Source organism: Rufibacter hautae, assembly GCF_008271695.1.
Lineage (GTDB): Bacteria > Bacteroidota > Bacteroidia > Cytophagales > Hymenobacteraceae > Nibribacter > Nibribacter hautae.
In genome coordinates this window covers 71,561-93,488 of record NZ_VKKY01000001.1, presented here as the reverse complement: position 1 = coordinate 93,488, position 21,928 = coordinate 71,561, and the positions used below count along the sequence as shown (strand labels likewise).

The following is a 21,928-nucleotide window of genomic DNA, read 5'->3' as shown; positions in this document are numbered from 1 at the left end:
TTGGCGTTGTTCTTGCTATAGAGAAGGGGGTGGCCTTACCAGAAAATTTTTACCTTTGGTGGGGCAACCGCTCACACATCACAAGACAAACCATGCAAAAAGGAAAGATTTTAGGCTTGATTCTGGGGTTCACCGCTACGTTTACTTCCGCTGGCTGGGCCCAGGAGGTGGAAAAGCCTGTGGCCGCCAAAGAAACCCAGGAGTCATCTGCTGAGCAAGACCTGCGCTCCTTCAAAGAATGGATGAAAGTGCAGTCAGACAAGATCTCCACTACCACGCGCGCCGAGTGGCCTACCATCAAGAGCGATTTCGCGCGGCAGGCGAATAAGATAGAGAACAGCTTCCAGGGATTATCCGAGACCTCCAAGCGCGATTTCCTGGAGCTGAAGACCCGTTTCCAAGAACTGGAGTCCAAGCCGATGGCTGATGAGGTGCCGCTCCAAGCCGAGGAAGTGCGCCTTCGCGAAAAAGAGCTTTTGGGCTCCTTCGGGAACGTGCAGAACATCAGCGCCATCCACATGCGCGAAGCCTACATCCGGTTCATGCAGAACGTGCGGGTAAAACGCCAAAACTGGACCTCCCGTGACTGGGACTACGCCGATTACATCCTGCAGAACTTGGGCAAACGCAAAGCGGCCGTAGAAGAAAAACTTTCTACCCTGGACGAGATTAAGATTAGAACCCTCATCGGAGAGTTCCACACCCTGCGGTCTGGCCAGGAGTTCAAAGAGCAGCAGAAAGCCAAGAAACAATAAACCAACAATCACTCAAAAGCAAACGGGTCCGTTTAGGGGCAGTTTTCTGTAAAACTGCCCCTAAACGGACCCGCTTGCTTTCTTAAGCTTTGTTACTCCTCAATGCTGTCGCGCAGCGTCTGGTTCTGGGTGGTTCTGGATTTGGAGTTATTCGTCTCACCGCGGTTCTGGGAGTTGCCCACCCGGCTTTGGGTGATCTCGGTGGCAGTGGCGCCAGTGGTGTCATTGGGGTTAGGGTTCACTACCGGACTGTTGTTGTTAGGGTTGCTGGAGTTCTGCTCCGCATCTGTCCCCGCCGAGGTTGTGTTTTTCCCGGTCTGGGAGTCGCAAGCTGCAAAACCGGTCATGCCGGCCATGGCCAATATCATTACAAGCTTTTTCATAGTCTTAACAGGTTTTAAGCGCTCTATCAGATTCTCTTAACTGCCAAAGCCCTAAAAATGTTATAGTAGTATGGTCTGTCCGTGGCTGGAAATGGGCAAATTGATTTATCCGGAAACCCAGGCCAGCAAAACCCCAACTGCAAGCAAAAGCAAACCCATTTGTTTCAGGCCTGATTTCCTAAATGCAAGCCCGAAACATGCGCTTGGCATTTCTATGAAAATTCCGGTAGAAAATGCGTTGGCAGAATCGCAAATCCCGGCTTAACCTTCCTCAGTTGACCTAAAATTCCATAGCTTTACCGTGGGATGACCGTGGGCTTTTGGCCCTGGGGCTCTCCCGCTTTATTTAGACTTCTTTTGAGACACATGACCTCTGTTAGAGTTTTAGCGACTTCCTTTCTCCTGGCCTGGGGAGTGGGATTTTCTGCCTTGCAAGCCCAGGCGCCCAAAAAACCAGATGCCGCCGAGATCAGGCTGGCGCTGGAGAAACTGAATGTGCTGGGCAGCGTGCTGTATTTCGCGGCGCACCCCGATGATGAGAACACCCGCCTCATCGGCTACCTGGCCAACGAACGCAAAATGCGCACCGGCTATCTCTCCCTCACCCGAGGCGATGGCGGCCAGAACCTCATCGGGCCGGAGATCAGGGAGGAATTGGGCGTGATCCGGACGCAGGAACTGCTGCAGGCCCGCCGCATTGACGGCGGCGAGCAGTTTTTCAGCCGGGCCAACGATTTCGGGTTTTCCAAGAACCCTGCCGAGACCTTCACCATCTGGGACAAAGAGCAAGTGCTCGCCGATGCCGTCTGGATTATCCGCAAGTTTCGCCCCGATGTCATCATCACCCGTTTCTCGCCGGAGCCCAGCGGCACCCACGGCCACCACACAGCCTCGGCCATGATCGCCATGGAAGCCTTTGACGCCGCCGCCGATCCCAAGCGCTTCCCCGAGCAACTGAAAACCGTGGAACCCTGGCAAGCCAAACGCCTGCTCTGGAACACCTCCTCGTTCTTCTACAGCCAGAACCAGAAATTTGACACTTCTGATAAACTCATGATTGATGCGGGTGTCTACAACCCCTTGCTGGGCCGTTCTTACAACGAGATTGCCGCCCAAAGCCGTAGCATGCACAAAAGCCAGGGGTTTGGCAGCAGCGGAAGCCGCGGGGAGGCCGTGGAGTACTTTGAGTTCCTGAAAGGCGCTCGCGCCAAATCCGATGTACTGGAAGGCGTGACTACCTCCTGGAACCGCGTGCCGGGCAGCAAGGAAGTCGCCAGGTTATTGGAGGAAGCCCTGAAGAACTACAACCCGGGAAATCCGGCCGCCACGGTGCCGGTGCTGTTGAAGGCGAATGCGGCCCTGGGCAAACTGCCCGCTTCTTACTGGAAAACCGTGAAACAGCAGGACCTGCAGGAAGTCATCAAAGCCTGTTTGGGCTTGTACCTGGAAGCGTCCTCGACGCGGGAATTCTCCGTATCGCCGGGCGAGCAGGTGGCCTTGTCCCTGGAGGCCGTGAACCGCTCCGCTGTGCCGGTTACCCTCACCAAAGTAGAGTACCTCTTCGCGAACCAGGACACCACCCTGCAGCAAAAACTAGACCTGAACAAACCGGTATTCATCAAAACCTCGCGCACCGTACCGGCAGCCACGCCTTTCTCCCAACCGTACTGGCTGCGGACGCCGGGTACCACCGGGATGTTCCGGGTAGATGATCCTGCCCTGATTGGCCTGGCCGAGAACCCCGCTGCCGCCCAATTGCGCCTGCATCTCACAGTGCAAGGCGAACCGCTGGTGTATACCGTTCCCGTAGTTTACAAGCGCACCGATCCGGTGGAAGGGGAGCAGTACCGTCCGTTTGAGATTGCCCCACCGGTTTTCGTGAACATCTCAGAGAAAGTGTACGTGTTCCCAGATCCGCAGCCTAAACCTGTTACCCTGCGGGTGCGCGCCGGCAAAGACCAGGTAGAAGGGCAGGTAGCGCTGCGGCTGCCGCAAGGATGGCGCTCAGAACCAGCCACGGGCAGTTTCAAGCTGGGCCAGAAAGGCGAGGAGCAGACCTTCACGTTCATGGTGTACCCCGGTGCTACCCAAACAGAAAGTGCCATCGGCGCTGCCGTGACTACTAACGGGAAAACCTATAACCAGAGCTTCAGGGCTATTTCGTACCCGCATATCCCTACCCAGACCTTGTACCCCGAGGCCTCGGCCAAAGCGGTGAAACTGGACCTCAAACGCAAAGGCCAGCACATTGGCTACCTCATGGGCGCCGGCGATGAAGTGCCTGCCAGCTTGCAGCAGATAGGGTATGCCGTAGACCAACTGCACGTAGAGGACCTGTCTGCCGCGGCCTTGCAGAAATATGATGCCGTGGTGGTAGGGGTGAGGGCCTTCAATACTATTGAGCGCCTCAAGTTCCAGCAGCCACAGTTGATGCAGTATGTGCAGAACGGGGGCACGCTGGTGGTGCAGTACAACGTGAGTAACGGGTTGGTGACCTCCAACCTGGGGCCGTACTCCATCAAACTCTCCAATGACCGCGTGACGGTAGAAGACTCAGAAGTACGTTTCCTGAAACCCAACCACCCGGTTCTGAATTCGCCCAACAAGATCACGGCCCAGGATTTCAAAGGCTGGGTGCAGGAACGCGGTCTGTATTTCCCTAATCAGTGGGCGCCGGAGTATGAGGCCATCATCTCGTCCAATGACCCCGGTGAATCGGCGAAAGACAGCGGTTTGCTGGTGGCCAAGTACGGGAAAGGCTATTACGTGTACACCGGGTATTCTTTCTTCCGGGAGTTGCCCGCCGGGGTGCCGGGGGCGTACCGCCTGTTCGTGAACCTGCTCTCTTTGGGTAAATAGCGTTTATGAGCCGTTTTGCAAGAAATTGCCCCTAAACGGCACAAGAGAATCCATGTCGGAGTAGGCCTTCTTTTTAACTCGATTTCGGCTCATAATTTTAAAAGGCAATACAAACCAGTACCGGAGGCGTTGTAACAAAAGCAATTCTGCCATCAATCCATATATATGACCAAAGGAGATATAGACCCGCCGCCGTTCTTTAAAAGCTGGACATCCATGTACTGGCTGGTGCTGGGTGTGCTGGCGGCGTTCATCCTGTTGTTTTATCTCATCACCGAAGCCTATAAATGAGCGGATTGGATTGGGGAGTGCTGGTAGGCACCATTGCGTTCATTGTATTGTACGGCGTCTGGAAAACCCGCAAGGCCCAGCACATGTCGGGGTACCTGCGGGCCGATAACACGGAGCGCTGGTGGATGATGGGCTTGTCCATCATGGCTACCCAGGCCAGCGCTATCACGTTTCTTTCAACCCCGGGGCAGGCCTTTGACGATGGCATGCGCTTTATCCAGTTCTACTTCGGGTTGCCGCTGGCCATGGTGGTGCTGTCCATCACCGCTATTCCCATCTATTACCGCCTCAAGGTTTTCACGGCCTATGAGTACCTGGAAAGCCGTTTCAACCTGAAAACCCGCTCGCTCGCGGCGTTCTTGTTTCTTCTTCAGCGCGGCCTCTCCACGGGGATCACCATTTACGCCCCGGCCATTATCCTGTCTACCATCCTGGGGTGGAACCTCACGGCTACCATTCTTTTCATTGGGGTAGTGGTGACGTTCTATACCGTGGTGGGCGGGACTAAGGCTGTGAGCCAGACCCAGCGGCTGCAGATGGCCGTGATGCTGGGCGGCATGCTGGCGGCCGCGGTGGTGGTGGTTCGTTTGCTGCCTGATGGCGTAGGCTTCTCTGAGGCGATGACCGTGGCCGGGACCTCGGGTAAACTGAACTTGGTGGACTTGAGCTTCAACCCCGATGACCGCTACAACCTGTGGTCTGGGCTGATTGGCGGCTTTTTCCTGGCCTTGTCTTACTTCGGGACAGATCAATCGCAGGTGGGGCGTTACCTGGGCGGCGAGACCATTGCCCAGAGCCGGCTGGGTTTGCTCATGAACGGACTGGTGAAAGTGCCCATGCAGTTTCTCATTCTACTGGTGGGCGTGCTGGTGTTCGTCTTTTACCAGTTCTACCAACCACCCCTGTATTTCAACCAGCAACAGGCCAGCAGTGTCACTACCTCCGAGGGAGCGCCAGCCTGGCAGAACCTGGAGGCCCAAAGCCAACGGATTTTCCAGGAGAAGAAAGAAGCCACCTTGGCTCTGGTGCAGGCACACCGGGAGAATAACCAGGCCGGGGAGGAGCAGGCAAGCCAACGGATTCGGCAAGCCGAGGAGAAACGGAAGGAAGTAAGGCAGCAGGCCCAAGCCCTAGTGAAAACTCATAACCAGGGCACCGACCTCAAAGACACCGATTACGTGTTTCTTACCTTTGTGACGCAGCAGCTGCCAAAAGGACTGGTGGGGCTGCTGTTGGCGGTGGTGCTGTGCGCGGCCATGGGCAGCACAGCATCGGCGTTCAATTCCCTGGCTTCCACCACCGTGGTGGATGTCTACAAACGCACCGTTAACACAAAGGCCTCAGATGAACACTATGTACGGGCCTCCCGGTGGTTCACGGTAGGGTGGGGAGGGGTGTCTATTTTCTTTGCGCTGTTTGCCTCCCAACTGGAAAACCTCATTCAGGCAGTAAACATTCTGGGCTCGTTGTTCTACGGTACCATCCTGGGGATTTTCATTGCTGCCTTCTACTTCCAAAAGCTGAAGGGAAATGCGGTGTTCTGGGCCGCCGTGGGCACGCAGGTGATCATTTTCCTTCTGTATGAGTATACAACCATTGCCTATCTCTGGTACAATCTCATCGGGACGTTGCTGGTGGTGGGCATCGGGTTTCTGCTGCGGCCCTTCCTGCGTGAGCAGGCCTGATTCTTTTTCTGGTTAACTTCTTACTTTTTGCAAGCTGATGAATCAACTTTTCCTGGCCTTACAGCACGTCATCCAAAGCCGAAGAACCATAAAGCCTCCCAAGATGAACGGCTCCCAGATTCCGGACGAGCAGCTAAAGGAAATCCTGGCGCTCGCCGATTGGGCACCCACCCACGGAAACACGGAACCCTGGCGGTTTGTGGTGTATGCGGGCGATAAAATAAGGGAGTTCTGCCTGGCCCACGCCGAGCTGTACCGCGAGCATACCGCCCCAGACAAGTTCATGGACCTGAAATATGAGAAGCTGCTGCACATGGGCGATGCGGCCTCGCACGTGGTGGTAGCCTACATGCGGCGCGGCGATTTGCCCAAAATCCCGGCGCTGGAAGAAATTGCCGCCACCTCCTGCGCCATCCAGAACCTGCTGCTGGGCGCCACTGCCCTGGGGATTGCTTCTTACTGGGGATCGGGTGGCATGGCCTATCACCCGGCTATGAAAGACATGCTGGCCCTGCGCGAGGAAGATACTGTGTTGGGGATTCTGTACTTGGGCTACTCAGACAGCCCCGCGCCTAGCGGAAAGAGGATCGTGTCTTTTGAGGAGAAAGTCCGCTGGATGTAAGTGCTCTATATAATCAGAATGGATTATAAAAACAGAACCCCGCTGAAACGGCTTCAGCGGGGTTCTGTTTTTTAGGTGTTTTCAGGAAATCAGGCTTAAAACCTTATTTCTTGTTTTTGATCTCGGCTAAGAGCTTCTCGTTCAACGCCACGTAGTCTGCGTTGTTTTCTTTTTTAGCCAGTTCAATTGATTTCTGGGCGGTGGTAGTAGCGCCTTTGAAGTCGTTGAGTTTCGCCTGGATCTTGGCTTGCTGATGCAGGGTCCAGAATTTAGGGTCTTTCTCGTTGGCTTGTTTCATCCAGGTCAGCGCCTGCTTCAGGTCTTTGTTCGTGTCTGCGTAGTAAGCGGCCGCAGCGGCATACAAACCTGGGGCAACGTTGGTGCCGTTGACCACTTTCTCTTTGATCTGGGCCATTACCTTGGTATCTACATCGGTGGTGATTTTCACCGGAACCAGGGTGTTTTCCCACATGATCTGCAGTACGCCGGCACTGTTGGTAAGATCCGCGAAACCAATGGTGAAGGTCTCTACTTTTTCGTTCAGTTTCTTAGGAGTCACCTTGAAACGTACCTGGTCATCTTCCTGCTTGTAGTCAGTTCCGCCGTCTCCCCAGTGCTTGGTGTTTTTGTGGATGACTACGGTCCAGTCTTTCTCGCCCGGAATGGTGTACAGCGCATACTCGCCCGCCGGAACCTTGTTGCCCTCCAGCATTACCTCGTCTGAGAACGTGATTTTGGTAGCCGCGTTTGCTCCCGTCCGCCACAGTCTCCCGTAAGGCGCCAGATCCCCGAAGATCTTGCGGCCTTTCATGCTGGGCCGGGAGTAGTCTACGGTCACTTTGGTAAGACCCACTACTTGGGTGACAGTAGCGCTAGGGCTGGCAGCCGGGGTTTGGATCTGGGCAGAGGCTTGGCTGCCCATCAAGAACAAGGCCATGGCCATTGACCAGACCAGGTGAAGCGATAACATCTTCTTCATATAACAACTCAATTAGCTTGGTTTATTTGTGAAGTAATATTACTCAAAAGAAAGAAGTCTACCTAGGCACTCGCCCAAAAGCCATCCCTTCCGCCTCGTGCCATTTCTTCAAAATACAGTATTGAACAGGATGTCTGTTTTGGGATTATTTCAATGAAAACAGGGCCAAAACGGTCTGAAATATAATCTCCTTAGATATGCTGCTTGTTGAATGAATGAAAATGTATGCTTTGCTTTCTTGCGGATTTTAATAGTCGTTTTTAGAATTGTCTGCAAGATTATTAAACAAATGCCAAAGGTAAGTAGTTAAAAGTTTTTGAAATATGGCAATAAAAAGTTAGATTACATTTATAAAATAGTCGGTTTGTTAACAAAATTTTAAAACACATGAAAAGACATCTACTCTTGTGCTTGATTTTGCTGACCGTACTTCATCTTAGTGCTGTTGGGCAAAATAGAACCATTTCCGGGAGGGTGACCTCTGCCGCAGATGGAACCCCTTTACCAGGGGTGAGCGTGGTGGTCAAAGGTACCACCATCGGGGCGAGTACCGATCCTAACGGACGGTATGAATTGAATGTGTCTGGTAACCCAACGGTGGTATTCTCTTTTGTAGGGTTCCTGAACCGGGAGGTAACCGTTGGTGCCAACACTACCATTGATGTGGCCCTCGCCGAGGACACCAAGACCATCAATGAGGTAGTGGTGGTGGGCTACGGTACCCAGGAGGCTCGCGACGTAGTAGGCTCCATTGCCAGCGTAAAGGGCAACGAGATTGCCGATATACCAGTGCCCAGCGTGGAATCGGCCATTCAGGGGCGCGTGGCCGGGGTGCAGATCACCTCGGGGAGCGGTAAAGTAGGGCAGGGGATCAAGGTCCGGGTCCGCGGCTCTGCCTCCGTTACGGCGGGTAACCAGCCCCTCTATGTGGTAGACGGGATTCCAATTACCTCAGAAAGCCAGGGCGTAGAGAACAACGAGCCCACCAACCCCTTGGCTGACCTGAACCCCAATGACATTGAATCCATTGAGATCCTGAAAGACGCTTCGTCTTCGGCCATCTACGGGTCCCGGGCTTCCAACGGGGTGGTGCTCATTACCACCAAGCGGGGCAGGGCCGGTAAAACCACCTTCAACTTTGACTATAGTACCGGCTTCAGTAAGCCCACCAACAAAGTGGAGTTCCTCAACAGCGCGGAGTACCTGGAACTCTTCAATGAATCAGTGGCCAATTCAGAGACGGTACGCTCTTATATTGAAGCTGGCTTTTATGCAGATCTGGACGAGTTCAAAGACGATTATTTTTTAGAAGGCGAATGGAGAAATCCAGCCAATTCCAATTGGCAAGACCAGGTTTTCCGCACCGCAGGCTACCACCAGTTTGACCTTACCGCCAGCGGAGGTTCTGAGAAGACCCGTTTCTACGTGGGCGGCTCCTATACAGACCAGGAGGGTATTCTGGTGGGCAACAACTTCATGCGGGCCAGCACCCGCATCAACATTGACCACAACGCCACCGATAAACTCACCATTGGGCTCAACTTCAGCTTGGCCCGCACCGTCAATGACCGCGTAGCCGATGACCAAGCATTTGCCACTCCCCTGCAGATAGTGGCGCTGCCGCCCATTCAGCCTATCCTTGACCCGGAGACAGGCGAGTACAATACCGGAACCGCCTACTACAACGGGCTCATTGAAGTAAGGGATGCGTTCAGGAAAACGGTAGGCTATCGGAACCTGAGCACTATCTACGCCAGCTACGCCATTGTACCAGGCCTAACCTTCCGGACCGAACTGGGCCTGGACCTCTTGAACCAAAGTGAGAATACCTACCAAGGCCGCGAGACCCAGGACGGAAGTCCCGCCGGATCTGCTGAGAGTAGGGCGGTGACCGTGCTCAACTACACCACCAATAACTTCCTGAATTACGTCAAACAGATTGGCGAAACACAAAACGTGGAGGCTACTTTGGGCATAAGTTTCCAAAAATCTGAGACCGAATCTAATTACGTGTCAGGGATTGGCTTCCCCAGTGATGACTTCAAACGAATCACAAACGCCGCGGAAATTGACTTCGGTACTTCTGAGGGAACGGAGTACTCGCTGCTTTCTTATTTTGCGCGGGTGAACTACAAACTGCTAGACAAATACCTTCTCTCGGTCAGCGGCCGTTTGGATGGGTCTTCCCGTTTTGGGGCCAATAACCGTTACGGGTTCTTCCCGGCTGTGGGCGTGGGCTGGATTCTAAATGAAGAACCCTTTCTCCAAGGTGCCGAATTCCTGAGCCTATTGAAGCTGAGGGCTAGTTATGGATTCACCGGTAATGACAACATCGGCAACTTTGACGCCCGCGGGTTGTACACCTCCGGTTCTTACGCGGGTAACCCCGGCATTATTCCGCTCTCGGTGGAGAACCCGGATCTAAAATGGGAAACAACCGAGCAGCTGGACCTGGGTATCAACTTTGGGTTTTTGAGAAACCGCATCAACGGCGCAGTGGAGTATTACCAAAAGAAAACCGAGGATCTGCTTCTGGCGGTGCAGGTGCCGGCTACCTCTGGGTATGCCACTGTCACCAGGAACGTGGGTAACCTGGAGAACAAAGGCGTGGAAGTTACCCTTAACACCGAGAACCTGGTGGGTGCTTTTACCTGGTCCTCCAGTTTCAACATTGCCTTTAATCGGAACAAAGTTACCAACCTTAATGGCCAGGTCATTACTTCCGGCTCGGTGAACAGGGCAGTGGAGGGCCAACCCATTGGAGTCTTCTATACCTTCAAATACGCGGGCGTAGACCCAACCAATGGTGATGCCCTGTACTACCTGCGGGCAGGCAGCGATGAAACCACTAATGACTACAGTGCCGCCCAGCAGCAGGTGGTGGGGGACCCTAACCCTGAGTATGTGGGGGGCTTCAATAATACGTTTAGCTTTAAAGGATTTGACCTGAGTGTGCTGTTGCAGTTCTCCTACGGAAATGAGGTTTTCAACAACGCTGGCCGGTTTATGTCTGCCAATATGGACTACATTGATAACCAGACCCGAGACCAACTTAACCGCTGGAGACAACCCGGTGACATTACCCGGGTGCCGGAGGCCAGATTTTTGGATGGTAACGGAACCGGTCAATCTTCCCGCTGGATTTACGACGCCTCCTATCTGAGAGGGAAAACCCTTACCCTGGGGTACACTTTGCCTACTTCCATAATCAGCAAGTTCCACCTCACCCGGGTACGGGTGTATGCCTCTGGGCAGAACTTCTTCACCATCACAGATTACCCTGGTTGGGACCCAGAAGTGGATACCCCTGGCACTGCGTCTACCGCCCAACGCCAGAATGTGGGCATTGGAGTAGACTTCTATACTACGCCGCAGGCCAAGACCATCACCTTTGGGGTTAATATCGGATTCTGACTTACCTTAAATATCCTAATGACTACAGAAATGAGAAGTTATAGATATATGCTTACCAGGTTCCTCCCAGTGTTTGGTTTGTGCCTGTTCCTGGGCACCAGCAGCTGCGACGATGAACTGGACGTAGACCCGCAGCTATCCATTGATGCTGGCAACGCCCTTACTACTTCGCAAGGGGTGCAAAGTGCTTTGATAGGCGCTTATGAGCGTCTGCAAGGCGCCTCGCTTTACTCTGGTGACCTCAACCTCATGAGTGAATTGCTGGGTAGCACCGGTAATCTCATTTGGGGCGGTACTTTCCTTACCTACCGGCAATTGTACCAGAAAGCTATCACCACAGACAACGCGGTGGTGTCAGACACCTGGATTAGGGCGTACAGTGCCATTAATGTGGTGAATAACATCATTAAAGCAGTGGACGTGGTAGAAGAAGACCAAAGGGACGAGGTGCTGGGAGAGGCGCTCTTTATCCGGGGGCTGGTGTATTTTGATTTGGTCCGGTTTTACGGGTTGCCGTATGAGCCGGGGCAACAGAACACCCAACTTGGGGTACCCATTGTGCTGGAGCCTACCACCGTGCTGAGCAATGCCAACAATGTGTCCCGCAACACCGTGGAAGAGGTGTACGCCCAGGCCATTGAGGATCTCACCCGCGCTCGGGATCTATTGCCGGACAGGGCTAACCTGGATGACCAGAAAGAAGATGAGGCCGCCGCCAACACCTATTCTGCCAGTGCGGTACTAGCCAGAATTTACCTGCAGCAGGCAGGAGAGCCCGGAAACTCTGCCGAGGGACCTTACCTAACCAAGGCCGCCGAAGAAGCAAACCGGGTGATTGAACAAGGTGGATTTGCGCTGGTAGAGGATTTCTCCAGGGAATTCAATAACTCACAAAACACCTCAGAAGATATCTTCGCCATTCAGCAGACGGTGCAAAGCAATGCCGGACAGTCTAACACCGGGTTGGCTACGTTCTACTCTGCAAGCCAGCGGGCCGAGATTGAGGTGGCCACCACATTCTTAGCCGGATATGAAGACGGAGATGAACGGGCCGAGATTCTGTACCTGGATGATGACGATGTAATCCGGAACGGGAAATATGACGTTTACTCAGCCAACGTGCCTATTATCAGGCTGGCGGAGATGTACCTGGTCAGGGCAGAGGCCAATCAGCGGCTGGGTACCGCGTTGGGTGCTACGCCGCTTGAGGACATCAATACTATCCGTAACCGGGCCGATATCCCAGCCCTGACTTCGGTTTCTCTCGAAGATATCCTCCGGGAACGAACCCTGGAACTAGCCTTTGAAGGCCAATTGCTCCATGACCTGAAGCGCCTGCGAAGAAATGTGGGGGATAGGCCTTATAATGCAGGAGAACTAGTGCTGCCCATTCCGCTGCGGGAGATAAATGCCAACCCTAATCTGCTACAGAACGAGGCCTATACCTAAGGTATTCTTACCAATAAGTAATTCGGAAATCTGTTTAGGGGCTGCTTTTCCAAAAGCAGCCCCTAAACGTTATGTGGCCAAACCAGTGTGGTAAAATTACAAGCGCATATCGGCAGAAATCCCGGGTTCAAGTTAAATGGCTTTGTTCGTGGGTGATTGGACTTGCCAATTTAGGGTTGACTAGGGTCCTTTCAATTCCTGATTTTTCCATTTGAAGAGAATTACTCGGTTACCATATCAATAGTCTGCAATGAGTTCATGATATCAAGAAAGAGGCAAGGTGCAAAGAATCATGTTTGTTTTTAGGCTGAAATTCTGTTTTACATAACTTTTTTCACTCCTCTGAAAATAATTTGCAAACAATATTTTAGCTTAAACCAATCTAATATTAAGAAAATGTTAAATGGGGTAAATAGATTTGGGGAATCTTTAAGAATCTGTCACAATGTTGTGATATTCATAAATTATCAAAGATTTGGTTAGGATTTTGGTTTGTTTGAATATTGTTGATAATACTCTACTTTGGGAGAATATTTGCAAACTTTCAAACCAAACCAAATGAGAAAACATGTACTCTTGTTCTTGTTTTTGCTCAATGTGCTAAATTTTAGTGCAATGGCGCAGAATAGAACTATCTCCGGCCGGGTGACCTCTGCTGCAGATGGATCGGCACTTCCCGGGGTGAGTGTGGTAGTCAAAGGGACGACCATAGGCGCTAGTACAGACATTGACGGACGCTACCAGATTAGCCTCACAGGCTCACCTACCTTGGTCTTCACTTTCATAGGGTTCACCACCCGTGAAATACCAGCAGGTACCAACTCAACGGTAGATGTAAGGATGTCTGAGGACACAAAGACTATCCAGGAGGTAGTGGTAGTAGGTTATGGTAGCCAGGAGAAAAGAGAGGTGACTGGTTCCATTGCTTCTATCAAGTCTGAGGATATTCAAAGAACGCCAACACCCAGCTTTGAGAACGCTTTGCAAGGCAGAACCTCTGGGGTAATGGTGGAGCAGCAAAATGGAAAGTTGGGCCAGGGAATCAAAGTACGCGTGCGCGGATCATCTTCCGTAAGTGCGGGGAATGAGCCCCTTTACGTTTTAGACGGCGTTCCCTTAACCACCAGCGTACCCAATGCAGGTGGCGCTCCCACTAACCCTTTGGTGGACCTGAACCCTAATGACATTGCTTCTATTGAGGTATTGAAAGATGCCGCCGCTGCAGCCATCTACGGATCCAGAGCTGCCAACGGAGTAGTTTTGATCACTACCAAGAAAGGCACCTCCGGTGGTACCAAGGTAAATGTGAGCTACTTTACAGGTTTCAGTAAGCCAACAAACAAGCGTGAATTCCTGAACTCCAGTGAGTACGTAGAGCTAATGAGAGAAGCGGCTGCCAACTCAGAAGAACGGGAAGGTGAGCCGTTCTGGGTTGAGTTCAATGAAGGCCGTCTGCAAAGATATGCCGCCGGAAATGCTGATCCATTGACTTACAATACAGACTGGCAGGATGAGGTGTTTCAGGATGCCTCGGTAAACCAGGTTGACGTGAGCGTTTCTGGGGGTACTGAGAAAACCAGGTTCTATACCGGTTTGTCTAACAGCAACCAGGATGGTATTCTTATCAACAACAGATTTGAGAAGATAAGTGGTCGTTTGAACCTGGACCACCAGATCAACGACAAATTTGCTATTGGCATGAATTTCAGCTTAACCCGTACCAAGAACTTCCGGTTGAGCAATGACAATGCGTTTAGTACCCCTATGCAGATTGTGGCCTTACCGCCCATTACGCCGGTGATTGACCCAAGAACTGGGTTGGTGAGTGGCGCCTTGGATCCTGCTACCGGCCGGCCTAACACCACGTATCCGGTGTACTACAATCCTTTGCTGAATGCCGTGGATGCAGACTTTCTGACCACCGTTTTCCGTAACTTCACCAATCTGTACGCCAGCTACAAAATTCTTCCAGGTTTAACCTTTAGGTCTGAATTTGGCCTGGATTTGTTAAACCAGAACGAAAACGCCTACTATGGTAAATTAACGGCTAGAAATACTGGAACTCCCAACGGTATTGGGGTAAATGCCCAAACCCAGATTTTCAATTATAACACCAACAACTTCTTCAACTACAACAAAACCATCACCGATGCCCATAACGTTGATGTGGTGTTGGGAATGAGCTACCAGGAATCTAACCAGACGGCCAACTACATTGAAGGACAGCAGTTCCCAAGTAATGCCTACAGAACTCTTGCCAGCGCGGCAGACATCACAGAAGGCAATTCCTCTGGAACAGATTACTCCTTCTTGTCTTACTTCACAAGGGTAAACTATAAATTCCTGGACAGGTACCTGTTGGGCTTGAGTGGTCGTATTGATGGGTCTTCGCGTTTTGGTAATGATAGTAAATACGGTTTCTTTCCAGCCGTTTCTCTGGGCTGGATTCTGAGCGAGGAGTCTTTCCTGGCTAACTCTAGCTTGGTCAATTACCTGAAGCTGAGAGGTAGCTACGGGATCACGGGTAATGCCGAGATTGCCAATGCCGCTTCTTTGGGCTTGTACTCAGGCGATGCTGGATACGGTGGAACCCCGGGCCAGCGCCCCACCCAGATTGAAAACCCAGAACTGAAATGGGAAGAAACTGCCCAATTAGACATTGGGTTGGAATATGGTTTCTGGAACGGCAGACTCTCCGGAGAGATTGACTACTACGTGAAGAAAACAAATGACCTGTTGCTGAACGTGAACGTACCGGGCACCAGCGGTTACAGAACCCAGCTGAAAAACGTTGGTAAACTGCAGAACAAAGGCTTTGAGTTCAGCCTAAATTCAGACAACCTGGTAGGTGACTTCAAATGGTCTACCAACTTCAACTATTCCAGAAACCGCAACAAGATCACAGACCTGCAGGGCCAGATCATTGAAGGCGGTTACCTGAACCGCGCCGTAGAAGGGCAGCCAATCGGCGTGTTTTTCGGAGTTGAGTATGCTGGAGTGGACCCAGACAACGGTGATGCCATTTACTACCTGAATACCTTAAACCCAGACGGTACCCGCAACAGAGAAACCACCAGTGATTATGGTTCCGCTGAAAGAGTGGTGATTGGAGATCCAAACCCAAATTATGTTCTTGGTTTAACCAACAACTTCTCCTTCAAAGGATTTGACCTAAGCGTTCTGTTCCAAGGCGTAGTTGGCAATGACATCTACAACGGTGCCGGTACTTACATGAGCGCCAGTGCCAGCTGGTATGACAACCAAACCAAAGACCAATTGAGAAGATGGCAGAAACCTGGTGACATCACTGATGTGCCTAGGGCTTACCTGGGATATGCCAACGGTACAGACGCTTCTTCCCGCTACCTGTCAGACGGTTCTTATGTGCGTCTGAAGAATGTGACCTTGGGTTATACCCTGCCAAATTCCTTCACCCAGAAATTACACCTGGAGAAAGTACGCGTGTATGCCATTGGCCTCAACTTGCTCACTTTCACAGATTATGAAGGTTGGGATCCTGAAGTGAACACAGATTACCTGGCGGGTAACATCTCCCAAGGAAATGACTTCTATGGTGCGCCCCAGGCAAGAACCATCACATTTGGAGTTAACATCGGGTTCTAAGCAGTATCACAGAATCACGTAAAAGAACAAGTCATGAAAAGAAAGAACATAAAATCATACGCTGTCATCATAGGCTTAGCCGGACTTCTGTTTAGCTGCGATGACCAATTAGATATAGATCCGCAACAATCAGTGGAAACTGGTCAGGCGCTTGCCACCTCTTCAGATGTGGAGGCGGCTTTAGTGGGTGCCTATGACGCTGCTGGTGACGCAGATGTGTACGGAGGAGACATTCAGTTCCTATCAGACCTACTGGGAAACGACGACGATATTGCCTTCGTGGGTACGTTCGCGCAGCCTGAGGAAGTTTATCAGAAAGCCATTCTGGAAAATAATTCCTTTGTGGCCGCTACCTGGCTGGACAGTTACCGCGTCATCAATATCGCCAACAGTGTGCTGGCCAATATTGATAAAGTAGATGCCGCCAAGAAGACCCGGGTAGAAGGGGAAGCCAAATTCCTGAGAGGTACAATGTACTTTGAATTGGTGAAACTCTACGGCAAAGCCTATGTAGACGGGAACCCGGCTACAAACCCCGGGGTGCCAATCGTTCTTACGCCAACTGGCCTCATCACCGAAACCTCTTTCGTGAGCAGAAACTCAGTGGCCGAGGTGTATGCCCAAATCTTAAAAGATTTGACAGAGGCAGAGACTTTGCTGCCGTCAACCAATGGTTTCTTTGCCACTAAATGGGCAGCTGCCGGCATGCTTTCCCGCGTGTATCTGCAGCAGGAGAAATACCAAGAAGCTGGTGAGGCCGCAGACAGAGTAATAAAATCTGGCAGATACAGATTGGCTGATTCTTACGCACAGGCATTCAACAATACATCCAACAGCCCGGAAGACATTTTCGCCATCCAGGTAACGTCACAAGACGGGATCAATGAGTTGAATACCTACTATTCCCAGCTGCAACGCGCTGATATTGAGATTCAAGACCAATTGATAGACCAATACGATCCAGAAGATGAGCGTCTGAATATCTATGAAGATGGGTATACCAATAAGTTTGATGAGCAGTTTGCCGTTATTCCAATCCTGCGCTTAGCAGAGATGTACCTAACCCGCGCCGAGGCTAGCCTGAGAACCGGTACCAACATTGGCGGTGTTTCTGCGGTGGCAGACATCAATACCATCAGAGAACGCGCCGGTTTAGGACCAGTGACTACCGTAACCTTAGCGCAAGTACTGCAAGAGCGTAAACTAGAATTGATCTTTGAAGGGCAGCTTTTGGCTGATATCAAGCGCACCAAAGGAACTATAGGCGATACTCCTTATAGCGCCAACAATCTGGTGTTTCCCATTCCGCAAAGAGAAAGAGACGCTAACACGAACCTGACTCAGAACCCAGGTTACCTTGGCGGTTAATCTAACACAACTGTATAAACAAAAAGAGGAGGCCTGTGCCTCCTCTTTTTGTTTATAGCCTATTTTGCTCAAATCAGGCACAAAACCATGGATCGTAAAATTGACAAGGCTATGGAATACTGGCTCAGCTTTTAAGCTTTGCCATAAAGCCTTTTGGTTCATGCTTGATCAGATTTTAATAAGACACGCATTTTTTTCTTACAGTTTCAAGCCTGATTCTACCAAAACGGGCTTGAAACTTACAATCTGCTAAGGCAGCAGAAGCGAGCTGTCTCCGTAGCTGAGGAAACGGTAATTATTGGCTAGAGCGTGCTTGTATACTTTCTGCCAGGATGGCCCAATCAAGGCCGAAACCAGCAGCAGGAGGGTACTTTGCGGCTGATGAAAATTGGTGACCAGACCGGTGCAGATCTTAAACTGGTACCCTGGCGCGATAAGGATACGGGTAGTAGCCTGCAGGTGAGTAAGTCCCTGCCTGTCTAGGTACAGAATCAGGGTTTCCAGCGCTTCCTGCACTGACAGTGTGGTCCGGACTTCATACGGAAACCACTGGGGCACCAGCAGTTCATCGCCCTCCTGCGGAAGAATGCCTAAAGAAAGGCCGGAGCCTAGCCAGTACAGACTTTCCAAGGTGCGCATAGAGGTGGTGCCTACCGCAATGACGGGTTTAGGGCCATGGTGCAATAGTTGGTGCAGGAATGCGCGGCTCACAGATAATTGCTCCCCGTGCATGTAGTGGTATTCCATCAGCTCGGCTTTCACGGGTTTAAAGGTGCCCGCGCCCACATGCAACGTAACGAAAGCCTGTTGGTGTCCCTTGATGCTGATCTGCTCCAGGACCTGCGGGGTAAAGTGCAAACCGGCGGTAGGCGCGGCTACGGCCCCGGCCTCAGAGGCGTAGACGGTCTGGTAACGCTCCTGGTCCGTTTGCTGGGCATCGCGGTTCATGTAGGGAGGCAGCGGAAGCAGGCCGGCCAGGTCTAGGATCTCCGCGAAGGTTCTGTTGCCCGGCGACCAGGTAAAATGGATGGCAAACCCTTCCTCAGCAGGCGCCAGGCGTTCGGCCCAGAGCATGCCATCGGCGGGATAAGGACCCAAGGGCATCTCCAGACGACCCTCGCGCCAGCGTTTGTTGTTGCCCACTAAGCATTTCCAAACCACCGAGTAGGTTTGTTGCATGGCCTGCTGTACTTCGCGTACGGGCTCCAGGGGTTCCAGACAGAACAACTCAATCATCCCGCCCGTGGGCTTTTGAAACCGCAGGCGCGCCTGTACTACCTTGGTATCGTTGAAAACCAAAAGAGAATTGAAAGGCAGTGCCGAGGGGAGGTCTCTGAACTGGGCGTCGGCGATGCGGCCATTCTTGTAGAGCAGCAACTTGGATTGGTCGCGGTTCTCTAACGGAAACTGGGCAATTCTTTCCTCGGGAAGGTGATAGGTATAGTCAGAGATGGAAATCTGTCTCGGATGTTGGATCGGCATGTACGTTAATCACAAAAGAAAAACAAAGGTATAAAGCAGAGCCCAGCATCAATAATTATAAAGCATATTCATGCCGACCCCAGCTCTCTATGGGCTTGAACTGGGGCACTCCTGTTTATACGAGGAAGAATTACTTGTGAGGACCTGATTCTCACCGAGAAAGCAGAAATACCTTTCCTATTCCTTAAGTAAGCGGCACACCTGGATTTTAGAGAAAATACAGCTCAGGTTTTGCTTACTGCGATGCTGTTGAAGTGGGAGGATTAGCTTTGAAATAGTAAGTAGAGAGCAAAGGAGCGCAAGGGGAGCACCATTTTAGGCCCGTTTTCAGAAATAAGCCCATAAAACAGGGATAGACGAAGGAAGGGGATCTAAACAGAGCCTAAAGGCGCAATTTCCTCGTCCTGTTCCAGATCGCTCAGTTCCAGTTCCAGGGCTTTCACCGATATTTGGATTTCCCACAGTGACAAAGCCATGGACACCATCAGCAGGATAAGGCTTACCCCGAAGATGATGGTACCAGCGGTTTGCCAGCCGGCATAGATCATGAACATGCACAGCACGCAGGAAAACATGCTGGCGATGCCAAACGCCTGCATGTTCCGGATGAGCACGAGCCTGATTCTGAGGTTCTGGATTTGTCCGTACACCAGGTGGTTGTGGCTGGTCTTGTAGATCGATTTCAGGTTCCTGATGAGAGAGGCCAGCGACAGGAAGCGGTTGGTGAACGCCAGCAACAGCAACGAGAGCGCCGGGAACAGCAGGGCAGGAGTGGTGAGCGTGATTTCCATGGCGGGATGCAGGCAGCGGCCAGTTTGCGGTTACCTATTCCTCAGGGGTGTCGTCTTCCTCATCCTGGAACTCCAGGTCCTCGGCAATCTCCAGTGCTCTGTCCAGCAGGTCGTCCATCTCTTCTTTGGAGGTGGCGTTGAGGGTCTCCTCAAACAGGGCCAGAATGTGCTCGGCGTCGGCGTTGACGTAAAGGTCGGTGTAGAGCTCTTCAAAGAGGTGCCCTTTCTTCTGCACCACGGTGTCAATGCCCTTTACCGAGGTAGCCTGCAGCGCCTCCTGCAGCAAATCGCGCACTTGGGCGCTTTCCTCGTCACCGCCCAGATCTGTGAGCAACTGCAAAAGCGAAATTCCCAAGCCCAGCCGCAGGCGCTCAAACCTGAAACTCACTTCTTCCTGGCTTTGCCGACCCGGTCTGGCCTCTTGCAGGGCTTTTTCCAGCTCAAGGTACAAAGGCGAGATTTCCGACCGGAGATCGGTGGGTTCCGGGCCAAATACCTGGTCCAGCAATTGTTGGTAAAGAGAATCGCTCATGGTGAGAATGTGTTTGAAAACCAAGATGGCCCGGCCAGGCAAAGCCCCTCGGTGAACCGGGGGCAAGTTAGGAAAAGAACCAATGCGTTTTATGGCTTATTTCCCAAAATCGGCCTTAAACCAGGCTTCCCGTTTTTTGACGTTATCGGCTTTAAACATACCGCAGGGAAAAGAAAAGGTTTCTGTCACCGGTATTTTGAAGAAAAGAAGGCGTTAAATGTCGGCTTTTGGAGGCAAAACAACGGAAATCCAATCAGGTACAAGTCAACTTTTTGGTCTGCTGGAAAGTATAAAGATTTATAGAACCTCGTTGGCTTCTTAGAAGTTTACTTTCCTGATTATTTTGCTTAACTTACTCAGACTGAACAAGCCACGTATGGGTAATTCTTTGCAGAAACCGATGTTCTCAGGACTCCTGACCCTTGTTCTCTTCTTTGGTATGTTCTTGTCGCCCATGCTGCTTTGGGGGCAAGCATTACCAAACGAAGAGGACGGCTTGAAGTTTTTGTATAACCGCAAACGGGTAAAGATTCCGTTTCAGCTGGTTCATAACCTTATCATCATCCCCATCAAGATCAACAACTCCAACCCGCTCAATTTTGTGGTGGACACGGGGGTAGACCGGACGCTGCTCATGGAAATAGGGGAGTTTGACACCATTACCTTGAATAACGTAGAGAAGCTTTTTTTACGGGGTCTGGGCAGCGGCGAGGGCATCCAGGCGATGCTCTCTTCTGGGAACAGCATCAATTTCTCAGGCGTGGAGTCTAAGAACCAGAAAGTGCTTATGCTGGAGGAGAACATCTTCAACCTGTCCTCAAGGCTGGGCCTGAACGTGCACGGCATTATCGGGTACCCGCTTTTCCGCGACTTCGTGGTGGAGATTGACTACCAGAACAAGGTCATGACGCTTTTCAAGCCCGGCACTTACCCAGAGAAAAGAGCTCAGAAATGCACGGTGGTGCCGTTGGAGATTGAGGCTTCCAAGCCTTACGTGAAAGTCCTGGCCAATTTCCCCGATGGCTCTAAACACGCCATGCGCCTCATTGTGGACAGCGGCATGAGTACCTCCATGCTGCTGTATCCGCCTACCTTGCCCGACGTCAAGATTCCCGAGAAAAAAATTGAGGCTTACCTGGGCCGGGGGCTGAACGGAGACATCCACGGGGAGATTGCCCGGCTGGAGACGTTGGAACTGGGGGAGTACATCTTAAAGAGACCGCCCGCCTGTTTCCCGGATACCATGTCCATCCGGCATGCGCTGGGGCTCAACAACCGCAACGGAAACCTGGGCGCCGATATCCTGCAACGGTTCAAGGTAGTGTTTGATTACCCTAACTCCCGAATGCTGCTGCAGCCCAGCCACATGTACAAGAAGCCGTTCCACTACAACCTCAGCGGTCTGGAACTGCTCAGTCCCATCCCAGGGTTCAACTTCTACACCATTGCGCAGGTGATTCCCAACTCGCCGGCTCAACGGGCGGGGCTGGAACCCGGCGATGCCATCGTGAGCATCAACGGCGTGAAATGCATTGACAAGACGCTTGGCGAGATCCTGGAGATGTTCCAGAACTATCCGCGCCGACGGCTGCAACTCAGAATCAGCCGCCAGTACAAGTCCTTTGATACCACTATTCACTTGCAGGACTTGATCTAAGCCCTTCCTGTTTCGGGCCTGATTCTGCTAAACCAAG

General features: G+C 51.8%; 16 protein-coding genes. 11 read left to right on the top strand and 5 right to left on the bottom strand.

Going from position 1 to position 21,928, the window contains the following annotated elements; all coding sequences use genetic code 11:
• Nucleotides 1-92: 92 nt before the first annotated feature.
• Nucleotides 93-755, top strand: a complete 663-nt coding sequence (locus FOA19_RS00370; RefSeq protein ID WP_149088820.1) for a hypothetical protein — start codon at nt 93-95, stop codon at nt 753-755.
• A 92-nt stretch (nt 756-847) separates the two neighbouring features.
• Here FOA19_RS00370 and FOA19_RS00365 read toward each other — a convergent pair whose 3' ends face one another.
• Entirely contained in the window at nt 848-1,138 is a 291-nt protein-coding gene (locus FOA19_RS00365; RefSeq protein WP_149088819.1) for a hypothetical protein, read from the bottom strand.
• Nucleotides 1,139-1,504: 366 nt separating this feature from the next.
• Here FOA19_RS00365 and FOA19_RS00360 point away from each other — a divergent pair, with 366 nt between their 5' ends.
• From FOA19_RS00360 to FOA19_RS00350, 4 genes are all read left to right on the top strand, one after another.
• Complete coding sequence (locus FOA19_RS00360) at nt 1,505-3,997, top strand: PIG-L family deacetylase (protein ID WP_149088818.1); 2,493 nt, start codon at nt 1,505-1,507, stop codon at nt 3,995-3,997.
• 165 nt (nt 3,998-4,162) lie between these two features.
• Entirely contained in the window at nt 4,163-4,288 is a 126-nt protein-coding gene (locus FOA19_RS23660; protein WP_262713899.1) for a hypothetical protein, read from the top strand.
• Nucleotides 4,285-5,973, top strand: coding sequence for a sodium:solute symporter (locus tag FOA19_RS00355; RefSeq protein ID WP_149088817.1), 1,689 nt, complete (start codon nt 4,285-4,287; stop codon nt 5,971-5,973). Before FOA19_RS23660 ends, FOA19_RS00355 begins: the two co-directional genes overlap by 4 nt.
• 37 nt (nt 5,974-6,010) lie before the next feature.
• Complete coding sequence (locus FOA19_RS00350) at nt 6,011-6,595, top strand: nitroreductase family protein (RefSeq protein WP_149088816.1); 585 nt, start codon at nt 6,011-6,013, stop codon at nt 6,593-6,595.
• 103 nt (nt 6,596-6,698) lie between these two features.
• Here the strand turns inward: FOA19_RS00350 and FOA19_RS00345 are convergent, their stop codons facing one another.
• Nucleotides 6,699-7,574, bottom strand: coding sequence for a DUF2911 domain-containing protein (locus FOA19_RS00345; protein WP_149088815.1), 876 nt, complete (start codon nt 7,572-7,574; stop codon nt 6,699-6,701).
• Between the two features lie 387 nt (nt 7,575-7,961).
• On the opposite strand from FOA19_RS00345, the gene FOA19_RS00340 reads away from it, so the two are divergent.
• The 4 genes from FOA19_RS00340 to FOA19_RS00325 all read left to right on the top strand — a co-directional run bounded on the left by FOA19_RS00340 (nt 7,962) and on the right by FOA19_RS00325 (nt 17,429).
• Complete coding sequence (locus FOA19_RS00340) at nt 7,962-10,988, top strand: SusC/RagA family TonB-linked outer membrane protein (protein WP_149088814.1); 3,027 nt, start codon at nt 7,962-7,964, stop codon at nt 10,986-10,988.
• A 48-nt stretch (nt 10,989-11,036) separates the two neighbouring features.
• Nucleotides 11,037-12,437, top strand: a complete 1,401-nt coding sequence (locus FOA19_RS00335) for a RagB/SusD family nutrient uptake outer membrane protein (RefSeq protein ID WP_190300235.1) — start codon at nt 11,037-11,039, stop codon at nt 12,435-12,437.
• Between the two features lie 615 nt (nt 12,438-13,052).
• A complete protein-coding gene (locus tag FOA19_RS00330) occupies nt 13,053-16,061 on the top strand; it encodes a SusC/RagA family TonB-linked outer membrane protein (protein ID WP_223808664.1) in 3,009 nt (1,002 codons plus the stop codon).
• A 33-nt stretch (nt 16,062-16,094) separates the two neighbouring features.
• A complete protein-coding gene (locus FOA19_RS00325; protein ID WP_149088811.1) occupies nt 16,095-17,429 on the top strand; it encodes a RagB/SusD family nutrient uptake outer membrane protein in 1,335 nt (444 codons plus the stop codon).
• Between the two features lie 249 nt (nt 17,430-17,678).
• Here FOA19_RS00325 and FOA19_RS00320 read toward each other — a convergent pair whose 3' ends face one another.
• The 3 genes from FOA19_RS00320 to FOA19_RS00310 all read right to left on the bottom strand — a co-directional run bounded on the left by FOA19_RS00320 (nt 17,679) and on the right by FOA19_RS00310 (nt 20,234).
• Nucleotides 17,679-18,911, bottom strand: a complete 1,233-nt coding sequence (locus FOA19_RS00320; protein ID WP_149088810.1) for an S-adenosylmethionine:tRNA ribosyltransferase-isomerase — start codon at nt 18,909-18,911, stop codon at nt 17,679-17,681.
• Between the two features lie 371 nt (nt 18,912-19,282).
• Complete coding sequence (locus FOA19_RS00315; RefSeq protein ID WP_149088809.1) at nt 19,283-19,702, bottom strand: DUF2721 domain-containing protein; 420 nt, start codon at nt 19,700-19,702, stop codon at nt 19,283-19,285.
• Between the two features lie 34 nt (nt 19,703-19,736).
• The gene (locus tag FOA19_RS00310; protein WP_149088808.1) at nt 19,737-20,234 is read right to left on the bottom strand and encodes a hypothetical protein; all 498 of its coding nucleotides are present in this window, start codon (nt 20,232-20,234) and stop codon (nt 19,737-19,739) included.
• On the opposite strand from FOA19_RS00310, the gene FOA19_RS00305 reads away from it, so the two are divergent.
• Both FOA19_RS00305 and FOA19_RS00300 read left to right on the top strand, forming a co-directional pair.
• A complete protein-coding gene (locus FOA19_RS00305) occupies nt 20,214-20,537 on the top strand; it encodes a hypothetical protein (RefSeq protein ID WP_149088807.1) in 324 nt (107 codons plus the stop codon). The two genes, FOA19_RS00310 and FOA19_RS00305, sit on opposite strands and share 21 nt — an antisense overlap.
• A gap of 73 nt (nt 20,538-20,610) precedes the next feature.
• Nucleotides 20,611-21,891 carry an aspartyl protease family protein gene (locus tag FOA19_RS00300; RefSeq protein ID WP_149088806.1) on the top strand — a complete coding sequence of 427 codons (1,281 nt, stop codon included), beginning with the start codon at nt 20,611-20,613 and terminating at the stop codon, nt 21,889-21,891.
• Nucleotides 21,892-21,928 lie beyond the last annotated feature (37 nt).